Genomic DNA, 22,146 nt, shown 5'->3' with positions numbered 1-22,146 from the left:
GATGCGTCTTGGGATGGCTGGTATTGTTCGCCTGCTGGCGCGGCCTGTCTTGAACGCAAACGACATCGACACCACCCGCACGCCTGCCTATACTGCGCCGCCATGGCTGCCCCTTTCGACTGTCCCGATCCCCTTACGCGAGCGCCGCTTGCGACGCGTGACGGCTGCGTGCCGGCCTCGCGGTTGTATCTTGCGCCGCCTGCTTTGCAGGGCGCCATCGTGGCGATTCTCTGCCGCGATACACGGGGTTTTGCGCTCACCGATGCGCAGCGCCTGACGCATTTCCCGGCTTCGCCGATGGTGTCGCTGTCGTGGTATCAGGGCTGCAACGGTGGGCTTGTCGAGCGCACCGAAAGCGGCGCGCAATGGCGCTCGTTTGGCGCGGCGGCCGTGCTGTCGGGCAGCCAATCCCAGCCGACGGTGAGTTGGGCCCCCACCACAGGGCGTGGCGGCATGGTGTGCTTTACGGCGGATGTTGCGCAGACCTTGTTCGGTATCGACGTGGCTGCGGCAGCCGATCGCTTTGTCGACGCTGATGCCGCACTGGGCACGACGTGGCGGCCGTTGTTGGATGCGTTGCTCGATACCCAGGACGATGCGGCTGCGCTAGCTGTGCTGGAGCAGCATCTTGCCCCGCGCTGGCACGCCATTGCGGGGCAGGGCGCCGTGATGTCGACGCTGCGCCGAGCGGGCCGTCATTGGGTGGAGCGTCTTGCATGGCAGGCGCATGAGTGGCGACGCACCCATAGTCCGCGCCAGGTGGAGCGGCGCATCAAGTCGTTCAGCGGACGGTCTTTACGCGAGTGGCAAGCACTGGTGAAAACCGAGGGCGCTTACTTTGCGGCGATGGATCGGCACGCCGCCGGCTTGCCGTTCGACTGGGCCAGGCTGGCCCAGGATGAGGGCTTTGCCGACCAGGCGCATTTCAGCCGCACGGCCAAACGCATCACGGGCTTCTCGCCCGGCGAGTTCGCCGAGCGCTTTGTCGAAGACGAAGCGTTCTGGGCGTACCGGTTGTGGGTTTGAGCACGAAAAAAAGAAAGGGAGGCTAAGCCTCCCTTCTTTGTTGATGCTGTGTCGTCGGCGATCAGGCCAGTGCAGGCTTGCCCGCCGGTGCTGGCGTACCGCCCATGTAGCGATACACCGACAGATCATCCGCGCGAATCGCCGGCGAGCGGCCCGACACCAGATCCGACAGCAGCTTGCCCGAGCCGCACGCCATGGTCCAGCCCAGCGTGCCATGACCCGTGTTGAGCCACAGGCCGCGCACCGGCGTTTGGCCGACGATCGGCGTGCCGTCCGGCGTCATCGGGCGCAGGCCGGTCCAGAACGATGCGCGCGACACATCGCCCGCACCCGGGAACAGATCGTTGACCACGAACTCCAGCGTCTTGCGCTTGCCCGGGTCCAGGCGCTTGTCGTAGCCGACGATCTGCGCCATGCCGCCCACGCGGATGCGGTCGTCAAAGCGCGTCACGGCCACCTTGTAGGTTTCGTCCAGGATGGTGGAGACCGGGCTCTTTTCAGCATCCGTCATCGGCACGGTGATCGAGAAACCCTTGAGCGGATACACCGGCACGTTCACCAGGTTCTTCAGGAACGGCGTGCTGTAGCTGCCCAGCGCCACGACCACGAGGTCGGCTTCCATCGGTTGGCCATCGACCAGCGCGCCCCGCACCGCGTCATTCTTGAAGATCAGGCTGTTGATCGTGCTGTTGAAACGGAAGCGCACGCCCAACTGCTCGGCCATCGCGGCCAAGCGCGTGGTGAAGAGCTGGCAATCGCCCGTTTCGTCATTGGGTAGGCGCAGGCCGCCAGCCAGCTTGTGGCGGGTGGCGGCCAGGCCTGGTTCACTGCGCACGAGGTCTTCGCGCGAAAGCAGTTCGTAGGGCACGCCGGCGCGCTCGAGCACGGCGATGTCGTTCGCGGCGCCGTCGAGCTGTTGCTGGGTGCGGAAGATTTGCAGCGTGCCTTGCTGGCGGCCTTCGTAGGCGATGCCGGTGTCGGCGCGCAGCTCGCGGATGCAGTCGCGGCTGTATTCAGCCAGACGGACCATGCGTTCCTTGTTTTGCGCATAGCTGGCAGCGTCGCAGTTGCGCAGCATCTGCCACATCCACTTGAGCTGGAACAGCGTGCCATCGGGGCGGATGCTGAGCGGCGCGTGCTCCTGGAACATCCACTTGATGGCCTTGAGCGGCACGCCCGGCGCGGCCCACGGCGATGCATAGCCCGGCGAGATCTGGCCTGCGTTGGCAAAGCTGGTCTCCAGCGCCGGGCCCGCTTCGCGGTCGACGACGGTGACTTCATGGCCGGCGCGAGCGAGGTAATAGGCGCTGGTTACGCCGATCACGCCACTGCCAAGAACGAGCACGCGCATGGTGATACTCCCCGGGGATGCATATACGATAGATGTCGCTATCGTATTCGTACCTAACCAGTCATTGTTTCTGTATATTTCATGAAAACAGGAACAACTGTGGTTTTGGAGCGTTTTGCCTCATGCGGACCCAACGCAAGCCCGTCCGAGCCCTCGATAAGCTCGACCGCCGCATCCTCGACCTGCTGCAGAAGGATGGGCGGCTCTCCATGAAAGACCTGTCGGATGCGGTCGGACTGACCATCACGCCATGCATCGAGCGCGTCAAACGCCTGGAGCGCGAGGGCTTCATCCTTGGCTACTACGCGCGGCTGAATCCGGCCATGCTGGGGGCCTCATTGCTGGTGTTCGTGGAAATCAGCCTGGGCAGCAAGGCCGGCAACATGTTCGAGCAGTTCCGGCGCGAGGTGCTGCGCATTCCGGAGGTGCTGGAGTGTCATCTCGTCTCGGGCGATTTTGATTACCTCATCAAGGCGCGCATCCGCGAGATGAGCGAATACCGGCGCCTGCTGGGCGACATCCTGCTGCAGCTGCCGGGCGCCGTGCAGTCCAAGAGCTACATCGTGATGGAAGAGATCAAGGAGACGCTCGCCATCGACGTGACGGAAGAGGGGGCGTGACGTAACCCTGTCACGGAAGCGCCTTACGCTGGCCGGCATGTCCATCCCGTATGTCGATGCCATGTCCGACCAGCCCATCTTCAAGCCGACCCGCCGCACGCTCATCAAAGGTCTTGTTTCCGCCAGCGGCACCGCGCTGCTGGGCTCGCGCATCGGTGACGTACTGGCGCAGGGTGTCGCGCCAGCCGCGGTGACCGCCGAGCGTTTGCGCCCACAACTGCCCGGCGGCGTGATGAGCGGTGACATCACCGCCGACAGCGCCATCGTTTGGAGTCGCACCGATCGCCCGGCGCGCATGATCGTCGAATATTCGACCGATGCCGCCTTCAAGAAAGTCGTACGCCGTGTCGGCCCGGCAGCCACCGAAGCCAGTGGTTTCACCGCACGTGTCGACCTCGCGGGGTTGCCTGACGGTGCCGACCTGTTCTATCGGGTGCGCTTCCAGGATTCGGTCCACGACAAGGCGTTCAGCCAGCCCGTCACCGGTCGCTTCCGCTCGGCACCGGTGCAGGCCAATCGCCCGATCTGCTTCGTCTTCTCCGGCGACGAGGCCGGCCAAGGCTGGGGCATCAACGAGCGCTTTGGCGGCTATCGCCTGTACGAAGCGATGCGCCGCGAATCGCCCGACTTCTTCATCCACTCCGGCGACCAGATCTACGCCGATGGCCCGATCCAGGCCGAAGTGAAGCTGCCCGATGGCTCGCTGTGGACCAACCTCGTCACCGAAGCGAAGTCGCACGTCGCGCAAACGCTCGACGATTACCGCGGCGCCTTTGCGTACAACCAGCTCGACAAGAACAAGCGCCGCTTTGCTGCCGAAGTGCCATTCCTCGTGCAGTGGGACGACCACGAAGTGCGCAACAACTGGTACCCCGGCCAACAGATCGGCCCCGAGGAAAAGCGATACCAGGAGCGCAGCGCATCGGTGCTGGCAGCGCGCGCGAAGCAGGCGATGTTCGAATACAACCCGTTCCGCTTCAACCCGATCGACCCCGAGCAGATCTACCGCGCATTCCAGTACGGCCCGCTGCTCGACGTGTTCATGCTGGATGAGCGCAGCTATCGCGGCCGCAACTCGCCCAACCGCCAGGCCACGCTGGATGCCGATTCCGCCTTCCTCGGCCCGAAACAGACAGCGTGGCTCAAGCAATCGCTAAAGCAGTCGAAGGCCACGTGGAAGGTGATTGCGAGCGACATGCCGATCTCGCTGGTCGTGCCAGATCTGAACCCCGACGTGCCCAAGGGCACCTACGAAGCGTGGGCGAATGCCGATGACGGCGCGCCGTCCGGCCGCGAGCTAGAGCTGGCCGAGATCCTGCGTTTCATCAAGCAGGAGAACATTCAGAACGTGGTGTGGGTGACGGCCGATGTGCACTACGCGCAGGCTACGTACTACCACCCGTCGCGCGCGAAGTTCACGGAGTTCAAGCCGTTCTGGGAATTCGTCGGCGGCCCGATCAACGCGGGCACGTTCGGGCCAAACGAGGTCGACCAGACCTTCGGGCCGGATGTGCGTTACGTCAGCATCCCGAAGGACAATCCGCAGAACCAATCACCCGCCGCGCTGCAGCAGTACTATGGCCGCGCGAAGATCGATCCTGCCACGCGCACGATGCATGTGTCGCTGCACGATCTCGATGGCAAATCGCTCTGGGAAGTGAAGCTCGATCCGGAGGCGTAGCCCGCGTCACTCACAGCGGAGCAAGGGCGGATGCGATACGATCAGCAAGCCCCCGCATCTGATCCGTTCCGCTGTGTCCGACATGTCCGACCGCCACGTTCCTCGCAAGGGACGCGGCGCCACCTCTAACCTGCAAGGCCGTTTTGAACGCGATGAACGCTCACGCGTCGATGACGGCTGGCAACCGCTTGTCGGGCAGCTTGATCCCGACGACGCACCGCCGCGCATTGAGACCACCGTCTCCGTCGAACGCGCGCGCTCCATCCTGAGCCACAACCAATCGCCGGACATTCCGTTTGGTGTGTCGCTCAATCCATATCGCGGTTGCGAGCATGGGTGCGTGTACTGCTTTGCGCGACCCACGCATGCGTATCTGGAGCTATCGCCGGGCTTGGATTTCGAGACCAAGCTGTTCGCCAAAGCCAACGCTGCGGAAGTGTTGCGCGAAACGTTCGCCAAGCCCAGCTACCGCTGCGAGGCGATTGCGCTGGGCGTGAACACCGACGCCTATCAGCCCATCGAGCGAGAACTGCGCATTACGCGTGATGTGCTGCAGGTGCTGCACGATTGCGATCACCCGGTCGGGCTGATCACCAAGTCCTCATTGATCGAGCGCGACATTGATCTGCTCGCGCCGATGGCCGCCAAGAACCTCGTCGTCGCCGCCGTGACCATCACGACGTTGGACGCTGATCTCGCGCGCAAGCTCGAGCCGCGCGCTGCCACGCCATCGCGCCGCTTGCGCACGATTCGCACATTGGCTGAAGCGGGTATTCCCGTGGGCGTGAGCGTCGCCCCGATGATTCCCTTCATCACCGACGATCACATGGAGCAGATCCTGGAAGCGGCGCGCGGGGCAGGGGCCACCTACGCGAGCTACATCGTGCTGCGCCTGCCGAATGAGCTGAACGCCGTGTTCCAGGATTGGCTGATGGCGCATTTCCCCGACCGCGCGCAACGCGTGATGAACCGCATCCGCGATCTGCACGGCGGGCAAGACTACAAGGCGGATTTCGCCACGCGCATGCGCGGCACGGGCATCTGGGCAGACCTACTACGGCAGCGCTTCTATAAGGCGGCCGACAAGCTCGGCTTCCACTACCACCGCTACAACGAACTGGTGCTCGACACGTCGCAGTTCAAGCCGCCGGCACGTGCAGTCAAGCCAAGAAAGCCCGTTGACGATCGGCAGGGCAGTTTGTTTTGACGGCGGATTACTGCGATAGCTCTTTCGCTGCCTGCACCTGCGTCTCGAAGTAGGTCTGGAACGTGATGGCGAGGCCGGCCATCAACAGGCCGGTGCCGATCATCAGCGTGAGGATTGTCAGCAGAACGACCGGCCAGCCTGAGCGCGTGGGCGTGCCGTCTGCATTGAATTGCGCATCCCATTTGTCGTCAGGGCGTAGGCCATACACCAGTGCCGATAGAAACCCCGCCAGCACCGACGCCCCGCCGATAATCGCGCAGGCCCAGCCCGGCACACTCGCCCGTTGGGTGGACCACAACAGCGCCACGCCAATCGCCCCGAGCACCATCGCAAACACCTGCGACCACGCCCAGAAGTCGCGTCCGCCTTTGAGATAGAAACGATGCGCGCCCACGCTTCCGAACAGGAAGGCGAGCAGCACGGTCAGCAGTTTGGATTTTTTCTGGAGAGCGGTCGTAGACATGGCAGGCGGAGAACACACGGCAACACAACACAGCGCCGCGCATTCTACGCCCAACATCATCCGCGACGCGGCCAGATGGCGGCGTCGGGAACGCGTCCTAAAGACGCATCAGCAGTTCGGGGAATTGGCCGTCAGTTCGGTCGGACGCGCGCAGCGTTGAGAGTCGCCTGCGGCGGGTGGGGTAGGGTCACTAAATCGGCACCAGACGCGGAGCGGACACGCTCGTCGACGCCATCAAATCTTGCAGCAGTTGGGGCGCGCGTTGGCGCAGGCTCACCTCACCATAGAGCAGGTGAGCAAGCATCAGCATGAAGGCAGAGGTCCATATCAGACCGAGGATCAGCCGCACATGGCGGTGGAGTAAGGACAGCATAGGGGCACCTATTGTCGTTGTGATGGGTGTGATGAATGGCGCACTGCAAACGTGTGTCATTCATCGTCCAATACGACAGAGGCGCCCGCCGGCAAGTTCCGGGATGTGAAATGCGGGGCGGAGAATCAGCCCCGGCGCGAGCCGCGCCAGTTGCCGCCTTGATCGCCGTTACCGCGTTCCTGGCGGAAGCGTTCCTGCTGCTGCCAGTCGCCGCGGCCACCGCTCTCGTGCGGTTGCACGCGGCCGTTCAAGCGGTCATCGGCGCGGGCACGCGCTTCCATGCGTTCCATCTGCTCGCGGATGCGTGCAGCCTGCTCGCCACGGGAATCCACGAAGAAGATTTGCGCTACCGCTCGGGGTGCGCGCGGTGCGGCCTCGGTGGCTTGCGTCCACGCGGGCATGACGGATTGTGCAAAGGCAGCGGCGGCCTGACGCGCCGATGCGTTGGCAGCCACAGCGCCCGCAGAGGCGACGATCAGAACACCCGCAGCCAAGGGGCGAAGCAATGCGCGGATCGGCATGGCTATCTCCTATCGGGCGAGGGTTCGAAAGCGCCACGCGCCGCTGGCTGATATGCGAAAAAGAGGTCGGCAGCGCGTGTTCATGCCTGTCAATGTAAGGCTTCACTCAGCAGGCATCCACTGTCCGAACGTTACCCATGTAACGAGATGTTTCCCGCACGCGTTGCCCAGGCGGCAGGCGTCGTGCGCGTCATTTTCCGGTGTAGCGGATGCGATACACGGCCCCCGCTTCGTCGTCGGAAACAAGCAGGCTGCCGTCGGGCGCAACAAGTACATCGGCGGGGCGGCCCCACGCGCGCTCCCCTTGCAACCAGCCATATACGAACGGTTCCTGCCTAGTGACGTTGCCGGTCGCATCCAGTACGAGACGCACGACGCGGTAGCCGACCTTGGACGATCGATTCCACGAGCCATGCTCTGCGATGAAGATGTTGTTGCGATACGCCGCCGGAAAACTGCTGCCCGTGTAGAAGCGCATGCCCAGCGCTGCCACATGCGCCCCCAGCTTGGCAACGGGCGGTACGTATTGGCTGCACGGGTGTCCCGCGCCGAACTCCGGGTCCGGGATGTCGCCCGCATGGCAGAACGGATAGCCGAAATGCGGGTTGGGTTTGCTGATGCGGTTGAGCTCGTCGTCGGGCACGTCGTCGCCCATCAGGTCACGCCCGTTGTCGGTGAACCACAACTCGTGCGTGATGGGGTGCCAGTCGAAGCCCACGGTATTGCGGATGCCGCGTGCAACGAGCGCCAGGCCGCTGCCGTCGGCGTTCATGCGCATGAGGTTGGCGTAACGGTTCTCGTCAAGATGGCAGACATTGCACGGCGCCCCCACTGGCACATACAGCTTGCCATCTGGTCCGAATGCGATGAATTTCCAGCCGTGATGCGTTTCGGTCGGCAGCTTGTCGTTGACGACGATAGGCTCAGGCGGATTGTCGAGTCGCCTGTCGATGCCATCGAGCCGTACCACGCGCGACACGGCCGACACGTAGAGATTGCCGTCGTGCCAAGCTACGCCCACCGGCAGCTGCAACCCTGAAGCCACCACGTGCACGCGTGCGCCGGGTGCTTGTAATGGCAACGCGTACACCTTGCCCGCCCGGCTGCCGACATACAGGATGCCGGCCGGGGAGAGCGCCATTTCACGTGCTGCAGGCATCGCATCCGTCAGCACCTCGACCTGAAAGCCCGGCGGTACGCGCAACGTGTCGATGGGTAGCTTGGCCTGTGCAGGCAGCGCCACTGCAAGCCAAGCCGCAAGCACAAACGCCTCGCCAATATGCCGGGCAAGCCATGTGCGCCAGCCGCGCTGCCGCCGGGTTGTAGCTAAGTGTTTGTTTGGTCTGGAAAATTGGGCTATACTTGCGTGTTTCTCTGTACGCATACCCAGTTTTTCAAGGAAAAGATCCATGGTCGTGATCCGTCTGGCCCGCGGTGGCTCCAAGAAGCGCCCGTTCTTCAACATCGTTGCGACTGACTCGCGTAACCGCCGTGATGGCCGTTTCATCGAGCGCGTCGGTTTCTACAACCCGCTCGCCGGTGAAGGCGAAGAAGGTCTGCGCATCGTGCAAGACCGCCTGACCTACTGGGAAGGCGTGGGCGCGCAGCTGTCGCCGACGGTCGCCCGTCTGGTGAAGCAAGGCGCCAAGAAGGCAGCCGCCTAAGTTTTAGCATGCGTCGATCGTCGGTGCCGTCCGAGCACATTCTGCTGTGACGCGCGCTGCATCGACACGGCCTGGTCCCGTGGCAGTGGCAACGCAAGCGACCTCGCAAAAGGTCGCCGAACGCTTGCAGGCCATGCGTCCAGGCACGGGCGCCAACCCCGCGCTCCCCGATGACCTCATCGAGGTGGGTTACGTGGGTGGTGCCTACGGTATTCGTGGTTGGATCAAGGTCCAGCCGCACGGCGACGCAGATGCGCTGCTGAATGCCAAGGTTTGGTGGCTCAAGCCAGCAACCGGTGCACTGGCAACGTCAACGGACTGGCGGGTGTTTCCCGTCGATACGTCCCGCGAGCATAGCGGCACGGTGGTGGCAGGTTCGCCTGCTGCGCCCGACCGCAATGTTGCCGAGGCGCTGCGCGGATGTGTCGTGTGGGTCAGCCGAGCCGACTTTCCCGAGCCGGATGATGACGAGTTCTACTGGGTCGATCTGATCGGCGCCACGGTCGTCAACGAGCAACAGGAAACGCTGGGCACGGTGGCCGGCCTGATCGACAACGGCGCGCATCAGATTCTGCGCATCGTTGATGAGGGCGGGGTCGAGCGGCTCGTGCCGTTTGTCGAGGTTTACGTGAAGTCGGTGGATGTGGCTGGCAAGCGCATCGTCGTCGACTGGGGTCTGGATTACTGAACATGCGGCCGGAGAATTCGGCGATGCAGTTCGATGTCATCTCGTTGTTTCCGGACATGTTCCGGGCGCTGACGGACTGGGGCATCACCAGCCGCGCAGCCAAACAGCAGGTGTACACGTTGCGCACCTGGAACCCACGCGACTTCACGACGGACAATTACCGTACCGTGGACGACCGGCCTTACGGCGGCGGCCCCGGCATGGTGATGCTGGCTAAGCCACTGGACGCTGCACTGGATGCCATTGCCGAGGCGCAAGCCCCGGCAGCGTCGCATGTGGTGCTGTTGTCGCCGCAAGGCAAGCCGCTCACGCACAAGCGGGTGATGGAGTTGGCGCAACTGCCGGCGCTCACGCTGCTGTGCGGACGCTACGAGGCGATTGATCAGCGCTTGGTCGATCGCCGGGTGGATGAGGAAATCAGCCTTGGCGATTTCGTCCTCTCCGGTGGCGAGATTGCGGCGATGGCCATCATCGACGCGGTTGTGCGCCAGTTGCCCGGCGTGTTGGGTGATGCGCAGTCGGCGGTGCAAGACAGTTTCGTCAATGGCTTGCTGGATTGCCCACACTACACGCGCCCGGAAGAGTACGAAGGTGTGCGTGTGCCCGATGTGCTGCTGGGCGGCCACCACGCCGAGATTGAAAAATGGCGCCGCCAGCAGGCGCTGTTGAATACCATGCGCAAGCGGCCCGATCTGATCGATGCCGCGCGCGAGCAAGGTTTGTTGTCCCGCAGCGATGAGGTCTTCCTCGCTGCCGCGGCGATAACGGCAAAGGGGTCGGAAGCTTCCACACCGGAAGCCTCGGCCAAGTGATGTTCCCATCCTCTACCGGGGCCGCGATCAATCGATCAGGCAAAACGCCGGCATGATGGTCAAGGAGAAAAAGATGAATCTCATCGAGCAAATCGAGCAGGAAGAAATCAAGCGCCTGACGGCCAACAAGACGATCCCCCCGTTCGCCCCTGGCGACACTGTGATCGTCAACGTGAACGTCGTTGAAGGCAACCGCAAGCGTGTGCAGGCGTATGAAGGCGTCGTGATTGCCAAGCGCAATCGTGGCCTGAATTCGTCGTTCATCGTTCGCAAGATCTCTTCGGGTGAAGGCGTGGAGCGTACGTTCCAGCTGTACTCGCCGCTGCTGGCCAGCATCGAAGTGAAGCGTCGCGGTGATGTGCGCCGTGCGAAGCTGTACTACCTGCGCGAGCGCTCGGGCAAGTCGGCTCGCATCAAGGAGAAGCTGACCTTCAAGCGCAAGGAAGCCGCTGCGGAGTAATCTGCGCGCGTTGCGAAAAGGCACCTTCGGGTGCCTTTTTTCTCTTTTGCGGTGGAAGATTGCCCTCACGTGTCGTTAGTAACGCTATGCATCTTCCACTGACGATCATTCCATTCTTGCCCCATGCGCCGTCCCGTGTTCGACCCTGAGCAGTTGCCGGTGTTGCCGTCGTCAACACCGCTGCCGGCGCTTGAGGTTTCGCGGTTGACGGCCGATTTCGTGCGCGAACGCTTGCGTACGCAACCTGCGTGGGAGCCGGAACATACTGACGAATCCCGCCTGATCGACGCATCGCTCAAGCTGCGCGAAGCGGCCGTGCTGGTGCCGTTGGTGCAGCGCGAGGTGGGTCTGGCGGTGCTGCTGACCCAACGCAATGCGTCGCTCAGCCAGCATGCCGGTCAGGTCAGCTTCCCGGGCGGCGGGCGTGAGGCGGTCGATTCCGATGTGGTTGCCACCGCGCTGCGCGAGACGGTGGAGGAGGTCGGCATTGGCCCGGAATTCATCGAGGTCGTCGGCCGACTGCCTGACTACATCACCGGAACTGGTTTTCACGTGAGCCCCGTTGTCGGGCTCCTTTCCCCCGATTTCACGCTCAACCCGGACCCGAGCGAAGTGGCCGAGGTGTTCGAGGTGCCGCTCGCTTTCCTGATGGATCCGGCCAACCACGAAGTGCGCGAGCTTCGCTGGGAAGACCGCGTGCGGCGTTTCTATGCGATGCCGTATCGGAAGTCCGATGGCGGCTACCACTTCATCTGGGGCGCGACGGCGGGCATGCTGCGCAACCTTTATCACTTGCTGGCAGCGTAGCGCGCAAGGCACGGTGCGCTGTGACGCGCACGCCGTGTGCTATCGTCATGCACATCGCATTCACGGCGTGAAACGCGCCTCGCAACACCCTTCCCATGACCTTTTTCTCCGTACTCTGCGCGCTCATCCTCGAGCAATTCCGTGCGCTCAGCCGGGATAACCCGATCTACGATGTTGTGCGCGTGCTGGCTGCACGGGCCGAAGAATGGTTCGATACCGGCCATCGCCGCGATGCTGTGCTCGCTTGGTGCGTGGTCACGCTGCCGGCTGTGTTGGTTGTGGCGCTGGTGCACTACCTGCTCTCGTCGATCAGCCTGGGGCTCGCGTTTTTGTGGAACGTGCTGATGGTGTACCTGACGCTCGGGTTCCGCCAGTTCAGCCACTATTTCACGGACATCCACGAGGCGCTGCGCAGCGACGACATCGTCACCGCACGGCTGCTGCTCAATGAGTGGTCGGGGCGCGACACGACCGACATGCCCGTCAACGAGGTCGTTCGCCACACGCTCGAATGCGCGATCGTGGCGGCGCATCGTCACGTGTTTGGCGTGTTCTTCTGGTTCTTGGTGCCGATGGGTCCGGCGGGCGTCGTGCTCTACCGCGGTGCCGAATATCTGGCGCGCCATTGGAGCGATACATCGACGGAGCGCAGTCCGGCACTGGGCCTGTTTTCGCGTCAGGCGTTCTTCGTCATCGACTACGTTCCTGCGCGGTTGACCGCGATCGGCTTCGCCATCGTCGGCAACTTCGAGGATGCCGTCTACGCCTGGCGCAATCGCGCGGCCAAGTGGAGCGATGAAGTGAACGGCATCCTGCTGGCCGCTGGTGGCGGTGCGCTGGGCGTACGCCTGGGCACGCCGATCGCGCAGCGTGATTCCGCAGAGAGCATTGCCGATGAGGACGGCGCCTATCCGATGGAAGTCGGGCAGGAGCCCAATGTGCGCACGCTGCAGTCGGCGGTCGGCCTAGTGTGGCGCGCCGTGGTGCTGTGGATGCTGCTGCTGGCGATGCTGTCGATCGCCGTGTGGCTGGGTTGAGACGGCAGCGCGTCTGGTTCTAAAGGCTCAGGCCGCATCTTCGCGGTCTTTGCCGCAGCGCCAACACTGGGCGAACTGCGGCTCATGCAGCTCTTCACAATGGGCGCAGCGCCAAGCAGGGCCGCTTGGCGGATGACGCGCCTGATCGAGCAGCGCTTGCGCCTGCGCTTCCTGCGCCGGGTTCAACAACCAGACCTGCGCCGCGCAATCTTGTGGCGGAACATCCCCCGCCACGCTGCTTAGATAGATGTTGCGCAGCTCGGTACGGATGCCAGCAGCCGACAGCACGTTCTGCCAGTGTGCTGCCATGCCAAGCGATGGACTGCTGATCAACAGTTTCATCCCAGCCTCCCCGAACTTCGTTTCCCCGTTACCAGGGCTTCTGCTGCTCTGATTCGTGCAACAACTGCGCGTAGAGCTGATGCCGGCGCGGATCGATCTTGCCGTCGGCCATGGCTCCCAGGATGCCACAGCCGGGTTCCTGGAGATGGCGGCAGTTATAAAAGCGGCATTCGGTCAAGCGCGGGCGGAATTCAGGGAAAGCGCGTTCCAACATGCCTTCGCTCAGGTGGTGCAGGCCGAATTCCTGGAACCCCGGCGAGTCGATCAGCACGCCGCCCTGGCCCCATTCAACAGGCAGGTGATAGAGCCGAGTGAACGTGGTCGTGTGCTTGCCGGAGTCGAGCTTTTCAGAGATCTCGCGCGTTTGCGCATCCACCCCGGGGATCAGCAGATTCAGCAGCGACGATTTGCCCATGCCAGATTGCCCAATCAGGATCGACGCACGCCCAGCCACGTGGGGCTCCAACGTGGCATGCGCGGCTTCCGGCGCGCCATGCACCGTCAATTCGACGATCGTGTAGCCAAGCTCCCGGTACAGTGCCAGCCGCGAGCGGGCCGTCTCCAAGCGTGCGGTCAGGTCGATCTTGTTGAGCAGGATCAGCGGTGTGATGCCGAGCGATTCTGCGGCCACCAGTGCGCGGCCGAGCAGGTCTTCGGAGAAGCTCGGCTCGGTGCCAAGCATGATGATGACCTGGTCGAGGTTGGCCGCGAGCATCTTCGACTTGAACTGATCGGAGCGGTAGAGCAGGTTGCGGCGCTCATCCACTCGTACGACCACACCTTGATCTACTGCGGTGGCTTCAAAAACGACCCGATCGCCGACGGCGCATTCGCTGCGCTTGCCGCGCGGGAAGCATTGCAGAAAGCCGCCGCCTTCGCGTTCAACCAGATAGTGCCGGCCGTGGGCGGCGATCACGAGCCCGTGTTCGCCCGCAGGAGCCTTCTTCGGGGTGCGGCCCGGTTTGCTGTGCAGGTTGTTGCCCATCAGGCGCTAGCCTGCACAAGGCGTGCGACACGCTGCGACGCTGTCGGGTGCGAGTAGTAGAACGTCGAGTAGACCGGGTCTGGCGTGAGCGTCGAGGCGTTGTCCTGGAAGAGCTTCACCAGCGCCGAGACGAGTTGCTTGGCGTCCGCATGCTCGGCGGCAAAGGCATCGGCTTCGTATTCATCCTTGCGCGAGGACAGGCTTGCCAGCGGCGAGACGAAGAACGTGAACACCGGCAGCACCAGGAAGAACAGCATCAGCGCGAGCGCGTGATTGTCGGAGAGCAGGTTGGGCGCCACGCCCAGGCCCAGGTAGAACCACGTGCGTGTCATCAGCCAGCCGAGCAGCGCCAGCGCGCCCAGGCTCAATACGAACGTCACGGCGATGCGCTTGGTGATGTGGTGGCGCTTGAAGTGGCCCAACTCGTGCGCGAGCACCGCCTCCATCTCCGATGGGTTCAGCCGCTCGAGCAATGTGTCGAAGAAGACGATGCGCTTGGTTGCGCCAAAACCGCTGAAATAGGCATTGCCGTGCGCGCTGCGGCGGCTGCCGTCCATGACGAACAGGCCCTTGCTGGCAAAGCCGCAGCGTTTGAGCAGGCTCTCGATGCGCGCGCGCATTTCCTCGTCCTGCAGCGGGGTGAACTTGTTGAAGAGCGGCGCGATGACGTTCGGGTAGATCGCCTGCACAAACAGCATGAACGCCATCCAGACGATCCAGGTATAGAGCCACCAGTACGTGCCCATCTTGTTCATGAGCCAGAGCACAGCCAGCAATAGCGGCAAACCAAGCACGGTGCCGATGGCCATCCCCTTGAGGTTGTCGGCCAGCCAAAGCTTCCACGTCATGCGGTTGAAGCCGAAGCGCTCTTCGACCACGAACTGCGCATACAGCGAGAACGGCAGTTCGATGACGCTGCTGAGGACGATGACTGACACGATGAGCGCTACGCCATACGCATAGCCCGGCCCGAACACACCCAGCCAGGCCTGGTTGATCCAGTTCAGCCCACCGAACAGCGTGAGCGCGATCAGTAGGGCGGCCTGAACCGGTACTTCCAGCATCGCCAGGCGGGTGCGGGCGATGGTGTAGTCGGCGGCCTTGCGGTGCATGTCCAGCGTGATGGATTCGGCAAATTGCGCGGGAACGGCATCACGGTGGCGCGCCACGTGACGGATCTGCCGCGCGGCCAGCCACAGCCGTGTGGCGGACATCAATACAAGGGCAAGCAGGAAGACGACAGTAAAGGCGGGCATGTGGGGAAACACCTATCAGATATGCGAAAATTATAGCCTTCAGTCATTTTCTCAAGGCATTCCGTGAGTACTTCTGCACCCCAGCCAGCCGCATCGTCCGCGACCCCCAGCCGTGTTGCCGCCAAGAGCGATAACAACCTGGTCTGGCTCGACATGGAGATGACCGGCTTGAGCCCCGAGAACGATCGCATCATCGAAGTGGCCGTGGTGGTGACGGATTCGGAGCTGAACATCGTGGCGGAAGGCCCCGTGCTGGTGATCCATCAGTCCGACGAACTGCTGGACGGCATGGATGCCTGGAACAAGGGCACGCATGGCCGCTCGGGGCTGATCGACAAGGTCAAGGCGTCGACCACCACGGAAGCCGAAGCCGAAGCGGAACTGCTGGCCTTCCTCAAGAAGTGGGTGCCGAAGAGCAAGTCGCCGATGTGCGGCAACTCCATTTGCCAGGACCGCCGCTTCATGGCGCGCTACATGCCCAAGCTGGAGGAGTATTTCCACTACCGCAACCTGGACGTCTCCACGCTCAAGGAGCTGTGCAAGCGCTGGCAGCCGGCGATTGCCAAGGGCTTTACCAAGCACCAGCGGCACACCGCCCATGCGGACATCATCGAGTCCATCGAAGAGCTGCGTTACTACCGCGAGCACTTCATCCGCGACGAGCGGCAGGCACCGGAGGCCGAAGCATTGGCCTCCTCGGTCGCTCCCTAAGCCTGCAACGGCTTGGCACGGACAGCGTGCTTGGGCCGCCAGACTTTGACCACGCTGTCGTTTGTTTCGACATACGGGCCGCCGATCAGGTCGATGCAGTAGGGCACGGCTGCAAAGATGCCCGGCACCGTGGCGCGGCCTTCCACATCCTTCAGGCCTTCCAGCGTTTCCTTGATGGCACGCGGTTGGCCCGGCAGGTTGATGATCAGCGCCGCCCGTGACGGTGTTTCACGGATCACCGCCACCTGACGCGACAAGATCGCTGTCGGTACGAAATGCAGGCTGATTTGGCGCATCTGCTCGCCGAAGCCGGGCATTTCCTTGGTGGCGACCGCCAGCGTGGCTTCGGGTGTCACGTCACGGCGGGTCGGGCCGGTGCCACCTGTGGTGAGCACCAGATCGCAGCCAGCATGGTCGACCAGGTCGATCAGCGTTTCGGCAATCGTTGCCTGGTCATCTGGAATCAGCCGTTCCACCCCTTGCCACGGCGACGACAGCGCGGCGCCAAACCAGTCGCGCAGCGCCGGAATCCCTTCATCCTGATACGTCCCTGCCGAGGCGCGGTCCGAAATCGACACAAAGCCGACGATCAGCTCGTCAGCGTGGCGGCGGGTGAGTGGAGCGGAGGCGGTCATGCTTCGTCGTCTTCGGCTTCGGGTTGGTCGGCGTCGTCGTCCTCACGGTCGTTGCCTTCCAGGGCGTGTTTAACCATCTGGAAAATTTCGCGCGACGACTTGGGCGGCTTGGCGAGCTGTGCTTCCTTGCGCGCGTTGCGCACCAGCGTGCGCAGGGCCTGCACGTCGGTGTCCGGGTGGGCGGCGATGAACTCGGTGATGGCGTCGTCACTTGCGATCAGGCGGTCGCGCCAGCGCTCGATGGCGTGCAGGCGCGCCGTTTCGGCCTTGGAGGCGCCAACGAAGGTGGCCAGTACGCGGCGGATGGCTTCGACTTCTTCGTCGGTCAGGGCGCGCATCAGCTTGCCGATGTACTGCATCTGGCGGCGCTTGCCTTCGTGGGCAGTGGTGCGCTTGGCTTCGCGCAGGGCGTCCACCAGCTTTTCGGGCAGCGGTACCTTGGCGAGTTTGTCCTTGGGCAGCGCTTCCAGGGCGGTGCCCAGGTCTTGCAGGGCGTTGACCTCGCGCTTGCGCTGCGATTTGCTCTTGGGCGTATCCGGATCGTCCTCGTCGCCAATGTCCAGGCGCACGACGGGTTGCAGATACGTTGGGTTGTGTCGGGATGCTCGGCTCATGGCGCGCATTGTATCTTGCTATGATGGGCGCTTCCGCCCACTTGTGCCAAAATCGCGGCCCGTTTTCCCCCTTCCTCGCCTATGTCTCAAACGCTCGATTCCAAGACTGCCCCCGTGTTTGCCTACCGCCGCGAACAGCTCGAAGAGATGGCCACCGATGTGTTGCGCATTGCACGCGAACTCGGCGCTACCGACGCCGCGACGGAAATCTCCGAAGGCCAGGGCCTGTCGGTCACGGTGCGCAAGGGCGAGATCGAGACCATCGAGCAGAACCGCGACAAGATCGTCGGCGTGACGGTCATGCTGGGCAAGAAACGCGGCAACGCCAGCACGTCGGATTTCTCGCCGGCGGCATTGCGCTCCACGGTTGAGGCCGCATACAACATCGCCCGTTTTACGGCCGATGACGACGCTGCCGGCCTGGCCGAAGAAGAACTGCTGGAGAAGCATCCGCGTGACATGCAGCTCTATCACCCGTGGATGATCGATGCCGAGGAGGCTGTCGAAATCGCCCGCGCCGCAGAAGCCGCCGCCTTTGCCGTGAGCCCGAAGATTCGCAACAGCGATGGCTCGAGCATTTCCGCCCAGCATTCGCATTTCGTCCTGGCCACGTCCCGCGGGTTCATGGGCGGCTATCCGTATTCCCGGCACTTCATTTCGGCCGCGCCGATTGCTGGGTCGGGCGCGCATATGCAGCGCGACGACTGGTATTCGTCCAAGCGTTCGCCCAAGGATTTGGCCGCGCCGGAGGCCATCGGCAAGTACGCAGCGGAACGTGCGCTGGCACGTCTGGGTGCACGGCGCCTGACCACGCGCAAGTGCCCGGTGCTGTTCGAGGCGCCGCTGGCGGCAGGCTTGCTGGGTGCGTTCGTGCAAGCGGTGTCGGGTGGTGCGCTGTATCGCAAGTCGACGTTCCTGCTCGATACGCTGGGCAAGGAAGTGTTCGCGCCGCACGTGCAGATCAAGGAAGATCCGCACGTTCCGGGCGGCATGGGCAGCGCGCCGTTCGACGAAGAAGGCGTGCGTACGCAGCGCCGCGATGTGGTGAAGAACGGCGTGGTCGAGGGCTACTTCCTGTCGACGTATTCCGCACGCAAGCTCGGCATGCAGACCACCGGTAACGCGGGTGGCTCGCACAATCTGACGCTGTTCTCCGACAAGACGAAGCCGGAAGACGACTTCGCCGGCATGCTGCGCCGTATGGGCACGGGCCTGCTGGTGACCGAACTGATGGGCCAGGGCGTGAACTACGTGACGGGCGACTATTCGCGCGGCGCGTCGGGCTACTGGGTCGAGAACGGCGTGATCCAGTATCCGGTGGAGGAGATCACCATCGCCGGGAACCTGCGCGACATGTTCCGCCAGATCGTGGCCATTGGCGCGGATGCGCTGGTGCGCGGTACGAAGGAAACCGGCTCGATCCTGATCGAGCAGATGACGATTGCCGGCGAATAAACTGCCGCAGCCGAAATGAAAAACGCGCTCGAAACTGAGCGCGTTTTTTGTTGCCTGCGGTGGGTTACTGCTCGTCCGAAGGCGGACGTTCATACGTGACGAAGGCGTAGTCGAAATCGTTGGGCGCGGCCGCATGATGCGTCTCGCGCGCGACTTCGTGCCAGACCTTCGGATCCAACTCCGGGAAGTGCGCATCGCCCTCGAAATCCGCGTCGATCTCGGTGACGATCAGGCGATCCGCACTCGGCAAGGCATCCGCATACAACTGTGCGCCACCGATCAGGAAGATCTGCTCAACACCGACACACAGGCGTTGCGCATCTTCCAGCGAATACGCGATCTCGCAGCCCGGCAGTTCCAGCTTGGCATTACGCGTGACGACGATGTTGCGGCGGCCCGGCAGCGGTCGGCCGATCGAATCGTACGTCTTGCGCCCCATCACGATGGGCGCGCCCATGGTGGTGCGCTTGAAGTGTGCGAGGTCTTCGGGCAGGCGCCAGGGCAGCGTGTTGTCGCGGCCGATCACGCCGTTGCGGGCGCGGGCGACGATAAGCGTGAGGATCGTCATACGTTTATACGGCCACCGGTGCTTTGATCGCAGCGTGGCTCTGGTAGCCGACGATCTCGAAGTCTTCGTACTGGTAGTCGAAGATGCTCTCCGGCTTGCGCTTGATGAGCAGCTTCGGCAGCGGTAGCGGTTCGCGTGCGAGTTGCGTCTCCACCTGTTCGAAGTGGTTGTTGTAGAGATGGCAGTCGCCGCCGGTCCAGACGAAGTCGCCCACATCCAGGCCGGTCTGCTGCGCCACCATATGTACGAGCAGCGCGTAGCTGGCGATGTTGAACGGCACACCGAGGAAGATGTCGGCGCTGCGCTGGTAGAGCTGGCACGACAGCTTGCCGTCAGCCACGTAGAACTGGAAGAACGCGTGGCAGGGTGGCAGCTTCATGCGCGGGATGTCGGCCACGTTCCAGGCCGAGACGATCAGCCGGCGTGAATCGGGGTCGCGCTTGATCTGCGCGATGAGTTCGGCAATCTGGTCGATGTGTTCGCCGTTGGGCGTCGGCCAGGAGCGCCATTGGGACCCGTAAACCGGGCCCAGTTCGCCGTCGGCATCGGCCCATTCGTCCCAGATGGTCACGCCGTTGTCCTGCAGCCAGCGCACGTTGGTCGAGCCCTGGAGGAACCACAGCAGTTCATAGACGATGGACTTGATGTGGACCTTCTTGGTCGTCACCAGCGGAAAGCCCTCCTGCAGGTTGAAGCGCATCTGGTGGCCGAACACGGAGCGCGTGCCGGTGCCGGTGCGGTCGGCTTTGTCGGTGCCATGTTCGTAGACATGGCGCATCAGGTCGAGATAGGGCTGCATTGCGGCTCGGCGGCGTCTAACGACGATCTAAAAAAGATTGAGCCGCATTGTAACTTGGCCGGCGCGGCCCCGACTGTACCGGCAGTGTCCGGAAACTGGCCTGGTCGAACGGGCAGCCCAGTTGGGGTGACGGACTGCCGAATTGTCGATGTTCCGAGGCATCGCAGGCGGGCAAGATGAGGCCATTACTTCTCACTGTCTGCTGGAGACCGTCATGCTGTCTACCCACCCCGTTTCACTCGACCGCGCTGCCGAATTGCGCCGTCTGCGCGCGGCCGCTGAGGTCGTTCATGCGGTGGTGGCTCCCACACCGCAGTACGATTGGCCACTGCTCTCGCGGGCGCTGGCCGCGTCAGTGTGGGTGAAGCACGAGAATCACACCGAAGTGGGCGCCTTCAAGATGCGTGGCGGTCTGACCTATCTGCACGCGCTGCGTCGCCGTGAACCGCTGCTGTCCGGTGTGATTGCAGCGACACGCGGCAACCATGGTCAGTCGATCGCCTTGGCGGCACGCCGGTGCGGCATGACGGCCACGATCGTCGTGCCACACGGCAACAGCACGGAAAAGAACGCCGCCATGCGGGCGCTCGGCGCCGAACTGATCGAAGCGGGCAACGATTTCCAGGCAAGCCGTGAATTGGCCGAACAATTGGCCGCCGACCGTGGCTTGCACTTTGTGCCCTCGTACCACGAGGACCTGGTTGCCGGGGTGGCGAGCTACTGGCTGGAGTTTTTTGAAGCGACGCCGCTGGACGTGGTCTACGTGCCGATCGGCATGGGCTCGGGTATCAGCGCAGCCGTGCAGGTGCGCGATGCGTTGGGGTTGTCGACGCAGATTGTTGGTGTCGTGTCAGCGCACGCACGATGCTATGAACTCGCGTTCGCGAGTGGCGCTGTGGTGTCGGCGCCCGTGTCGACGCTGTTGGCCGATGGGCTGGCTTGCCGTACGCCGGATGCGGAGGCACTGGAGGTGATCCGTGCCGGCGTCGATGAGATTGTCGCGGTGACAGACGATGAGGTCGCGGAAGCCATCCGCTTGTATTTTTCGACCACGCACAACGTGGCGGAAGGCGCTGCTGCCGCGGCCCTGGCGGGTGCATGGCAGCAGCGCGAGCGGATTGCCGGCTTGCGCGTGGGTTTGCCGCTGACCGGCGGCAACATCGACCGTGCCTTGCTAGCGCGGGTTCTCGCCGGTCAGTCGTTTCAGGCTTAGGCCTGCTGTGCCTGCTCCTGGCGGCGACGCTGCACCAACCAGCCGCCGCCCAGCACCACCACGAATACCAGGGCATACACGGCCCACTTCAGCGGCTGCTGCTCAGCAAAGAAGGCCTTGAGGACGGGCTCGGCCACGATCATGTGTGCCGCCGTGTAAGCCAGCACCGCAGCGCCGCCGTAGATGATGACGGGAAAGCGTTCAATCAGGCGCAACACCACGCCGCTGCCCCACACTACAACCGGCACGCTGATCAGCAGACCCAGCACCACCAGCAGGAAGCTGCCGTGCGAGGCGCCGGCAATGGCGAGCACGTTGTCGATGCCCATGACAGCGTCGGCGATGATGATGGTTTTCATTGCGCCCATGAGCGTGGTGCTGCCGGCTCCGTGTTCGCCGTCGTCCTGGCCGTCGTCGGCCAGCAGCTTCCAGGCAATCCACACCAGCGCCAGACCGCCCACCAGCATCAGGCCGGGGATCTTCAGCAGCCATACGACCGCTAGCGTCATCAAGGCACGCACGACAATCGCGCCGGCTGCCCCCCAGAGGATGGCCTTCTTCTGCAGCTCGGGCGGCAGGTTGCGCGCGGCCAGCGCGATGAGGATGGCGTTATCGCCCGCCAGCACAAGGTCGATCACGATGATCGATGCCAGCGCTGCCGCAAACTGCATGGTGAAAATGTCAGACAACCATTCCATGGTGGCTCCAGGTCAAAACAACAATAAAAACCGGTTGACCGAATTGCATGGAATGCTGGGGCGAGACGCTTTGCAGACCATGAAATCCGGTTGCAAAGGTCTTGCTCGACACAAACAGGTTGGGAACCTGCTGAGCCGACACGACCGGAGGCGATTTTTT

Annotated in this window: 26 protein-coding genes; 13 read left to right on the top strand and 13 right to left on the bottom strand. The window is 63.3% G+C overall.

Translation table 11 applies throughout. The annotated features are described in order from the left end of the window. The first annotated feature begins 102 nt into the window (after nt 1-102). A complete protein-coding gene (locus ACN9M1_RS10600; protein ID WP_426394186.1) occupies nt 103-1,026 on the top strand; it encodes an AraC family transcriptional regulator in 924 nt (307 codons plus the stop codon). A gap of 61 nt (nt 1,027-1,087) precedes the next feature. Here ACN9M1_RS10600 and ACN9M1_RS10595 read toward each other — a convergent pair whose 3' ends face one another. After that, a complete protein-coding gene (locus ACN9M1_RS10595) occupies nt 1,088-2,377 on the bottom strand; it encodes a D-amino acid dehydrogenase (RefSeq protein WP_426394184.1) in 1,290 nt (429 codons plus the stop codon). 122 nt (nt 2,378-2,499) lie between these two features. Between ACN9M1_RS10595 and ACN9M1_RS10590 the strand changes: the two genes are divergently transcribed. From ACN9M1_RS10590 to ACN9M1_RS10580, 3 genes are all read left to right on the top strand, one after another. Beyond that, the gene (locus tag ACN9M1_RS10590; protein ID WP_426394182.1) at nt 2,500-2,997 is read left to right on the top strand and encodes an Lrp/AsnC ligand binding domain-containing protein; all 498 of its coding nucleotides are present in this window, start codon (nt 2,500-2,502) and stop codon (nt 2,995-2,997) included. Nucleotides 2,998-3,058: 61 nt separating this feature from the next. Continuing rightward, nucleotides 3,059-4,678 carry an alkaline phosphatase D family protein gene (locus ACN9M1_RS10585; protein ID WP_426398848.1) on the top strand — a complete coding sequence of 540 codons (1,620 nt, stop codon included), beginning with the start codon at nt 3,059-3,061 and terminating at the stop codon, nt 4,676-4,678. Nucleotides 4,679-4,760: 82 nt separating this feature from the next. Continuing rightward, the gene (locus tag ACN9M1_RS10580) at nt 4,761-5,885 is read left to right on the top strand and encodes a PA0069 family radical SAM protein (RefSeq protein ID WP_426394181.1); all 1,125 of its coding nucleotides are present in this window, start codon (nt 4,761-4,763) and stop codon (nt 5,883-5,885) included. 7 nt (nt 5,886-5,892) lie between these two features. On the opposite strand, the gene ACN9M1_RS10575 is transcribed toward ACN9M1_RS10580, so the two are convergent. From ACN9M1_RS10575 to ACN9M1_RS10560, 4 genes are all read right to left on the bottom strand, one after another. Continuing rightward, entirely contained in the window at nt 5,893-6,348 is a 456-nt protein-coding gene (locus tag ACN9M1_RS10575; protein ID WP_426394179.1) for an NINE protein, read from the bottom strand. Nucleotides 6,349-6,538: 190 nt separating this feature from the next. Continuing rightward, nucleotides 6,539-6,721, bottom strand: a complete 183-nt coding sequence (locus tag ACN9M1_RS10570) for a hypothetical protein (protein WP_426394177.1) — start codon at nt 6,719-6,721, stop codon at nt 6,539-6,541. A gap of 125 nt (nt 6,722-6,846) precedes the next feature. After that, nucleotides 6,847-7,242, bottom strand: a complete 396-nt coding sequence (locus ACN9M1_RS10565) for a hypothetical protein (RefSeq protein WP_426394175.1) — start codon at nt 7,240-7,242, stop codon at nt 6,847-6,849. Between the two features lie 190 nt (nt 7,243-7,432). Next, a complete protein-coding gene (locus ACN9M1_RS10560) occupies nt 7,433-8,506 on the bottom strand; it encodes a PQQ-dependent sugar dehydrogenase (RefSeq protein WP_426394173.1) in 1,074 nt (357 codons plus the stop codon). 145 nt (nt 8,507-8,651) lie between these two features. Between ACN9M1_RS10560 and rpsP the strand changes: the two genes are divergently transcribed. From rpsP to ACN9M1_RS10530, 6 genes are all read left to right on the top strand, one after another. Next, nucleotides 8,652-8,906, top strand: coding sequence for a 30S ribosomal protein S16 (rpsP, locus tag ACN9M1_RS10555; RefSeq protein WP_004629147.1), 255 nt, complete (start codon nt 8,652-8,654; stop codon nt 8,904-8,906). 46 nt (nt 8,907-8,952) lie between these two features. Next, nucleotides 8,953-9,594, top strand: coding sequence for a ribosome maturation factor RimM (gene rimM, locus ACN9M1_RS10550; protein ID WP_426394171.1), 642 nt, complete (start codon nt 8,953-8,955; stop codon nt 9,592-9,594). 23 nt (nt 9,595-9,617) lie between these two features. After that, nucleotides 9,618-10,406, top strand: a complete 789-nt coding sequence (trmD, locus tag ACN9M1_RS10545) for a tRNA (guanosine(37)-N1)-methyltransferase TrmD (protein WP_426394169.1) — start codon at nt 9,618-9,620, stop codon at nt 10,404-10,406. A 73-nt stretch (nt 10,407-10,479) separates the two neighbouring features. Further along, a complete protein-coding gene (rplS, locus tag ACN9M1_RS10540; protein WP_045786360.1) occupies nt 10,480-10,866 on the top strand; it encodes a 50S ribosomal protein L19 in 387 nt (128 codons plus the stop codon). Nucleotides 10,867-10,989: 123 nt separating this feature from the next. Continuing rightward, nucleotides 10,990-11,673: a CoA pyrophosphatase gene (locus ACN9M1_RS10535; RefSeq protein ID WP_426394167.1), complete on the top strand. Its 684-nt coding sequence runs from the start codon at nt 10,990-10,992 to the stop codon at nt 11,671-11,673. Nucleotides 11,674-11,768: 95 nt separating this feature from the next. Next, nucleotides 11,769-12,710 carry a CobD/CbiB family protein gene (locus tag ACN9M1_RS10530; protein ID WP_426394166.1) on the top strand — a complete coding sequence of 314 codons (942 nt, stop codon included), beginning with the start codon at nt 11,769-11,771 and terminating at the stop codon, nt 12,708-12,710. Between the two features lie 27 nt (nt 12,711-12,737). Here ACN9M1_RS10530 and ACN9M1_RS10525 read toward each other — a convergent pair whose 3' ends face one another. Genes ACN9M1_RS10525 through ACN9M1_RS10515 form a run of 3 tightly spaced genes read right to left on the bottom strand, consistent with a single transcriptional unit; the run spans nt 12,738 to nt 15,293 of the window. After that, nucleotides 12,738-13,052: a hypothetical protein gene (locus ACN9M1_RS10525; RefSeq protein ID WP_426394165.1), complete on the bottom strand. Its 315-nt coding sequence runs from the start codon at nt 13,050-13,052 to the stop codon at nt 12,738-12,740. Nucleotides 13,053-13,080: 28 nt separating this feature from the next. Further along, on the bottom strand, nt 13,081-14,037 hold the full coding sequence (gene rsgA / locus ACN9M1_RS10520) for a ribosome small subunit-dependent GTPase A (RefSeq protein ID WP_426394163.1): 957 nt from the start codon (nt 14,035-14,037) through the stop codon (nt 13,081-13,083). Continuing rightward, complete coding sequence (locus tag ACN9M1_RS10515) at nt 14,037-15,293, bottom strand: M48 family metallopeptidase (RefSeq protein ID WP_426394161.1); 1,257 nt, start codon at nt 15,291-15,293, stop codon at nt 14,037-14,039. The genes rsgA and ACN9M1_RS10515 overlap by 1 nt, the downstream gene beginning before the upstream one ends. Nucleotides 15,294-15,356: 63 nt before the next feature. Between ACN9M1_RS10515 and orn the strand changes: the two genes are divergently transcribed. Beyond that, on the top strand, nt 15,357-16,004 hold the full coding sequence (gene orn, locus ACN9M1_RS10510) for an oligoribonuclease (RefSeq protein ID WP_426394159.1): 648 nt from the start codon (nt 15,357-15,359) through the stop codon (nt 16,002-16,004). Here the strand turns inward: orn and mog are convergent. Then, nucleotides 16,001-16,639 carry a molybdopterin adenylyltransferase gene (mog, locus tag ACN9M1_RS10505; protein WP_426394157.1) on the bottom strand — a complete coding sequence of 213 codons (639 nt, stop codon included), beginning with the start codon at nt 16,637-16,639 and terminating at the stop codon, nt 16,001-16,003. The two genes, orn and mog, sit on opposite strands and share 4 nt — an antisense overlap. Then, on the bottom strand, nt 16,636-17,253 hold the full coding sequence (gene yjgA / locus ACN9M1_RS10500; RefSeq protein WP_426394155.1) for a ribosome biogenesis factor YjgA: 618 nt from the start codon (nt 17,251-17,253) through the stop codon (nt 16,636-16,638). Before yjgA ends, mog begins: the two co-directional genes overlap by 4 nt. Nucleotides 17,254-17,334: 81 nt before the next feature. Here yjgA and pmbA point away from each other — a divergent pair, with 81 nt between their 5' ends. Next, complete coding sequence (pmbA, locus tag ACN9M1_RS10495; RefSeq protein ID WP_426394153.1) at nt 17,335-18,708, top strand: metalloprotease PmbA; 1,374 nt, start codon at nt 17,335-17,337, stop codon at nt 18,706-18,708. Between the two features lie 64 nt (nt 18,709-18,772). On the opposite strand, the gene ACN9M1_RS10490 is transcribed toward pmbA, so the two are convergent. Next, a complete protein-coding gene (locus ACN9M1_RS10490) occupies nt 18,773-19,276 on the bottom strand; it encodes a dihydrofolate reductase (RefSeq protein WP_426394151.1) in 504 nt (167 codons plus the stop codon). Nucleotides 19,277-19,280: 4 nt separating this feature from the next. After that, nucleotides 19,281-20,075: a thymidylate synthase gene (locus ACN9M1_RS10485; protein WP_426394149.1), complete on the bottom strand. Its 795-nt coding sequence runs from the start codon at nt 20,073-20,075 to the stop codon at nt 19,281-19,283. Between the two features lie 214 nt (nt 20,076-20,289). Between ACN9M1_RS10485 and ACN9M1_RS10480 the strand changes: the two genes are divergently transcribed. After that, nucleotides 20,290-21,288 (top strand): threonine dehydratase, encoded by a 999-nt coding sequence (locus ACN9M1_RS10480; RefSeq protein ID WP_426394148.1) that lies wholly within the window; start codon nt 20,290-20,292, stop codon nt 21,286-21,288. Here ACN9M1_RS10480 and ACN9M1_RS10475 read toward each other — a convergent pair. Beyond that, nucleotides 21,285-21,986, bottom strand: coding sequence for a TerC family protein (locus tag ACN9M1_RS10475; protein WP_426394147.1), 702 nt, complete (start codon nt 21,984-21,986; stop codon nt 21,285-21,287). The two genes, ACN9M1_RS10480 and ACN9M1_RS10475, sit on opposite strands and share 4 nt — an antisense overlap. Between the last annotated feature and the right edge of the window lie 160 nt (nt 21,987-22,146).

The sequence above is a fragment of the Ralstonia sp. R-29 genome (assembly GCF_049913345.1).
Lineage (GTDB): Bacteria > Pseudomonadota > Gammaproteobacteria > Burkholderiales > Burkholderiaceae > Ralstonia.
This window is presented reverse-complemented; position numbering and strand designations above follow the sequence as displayed.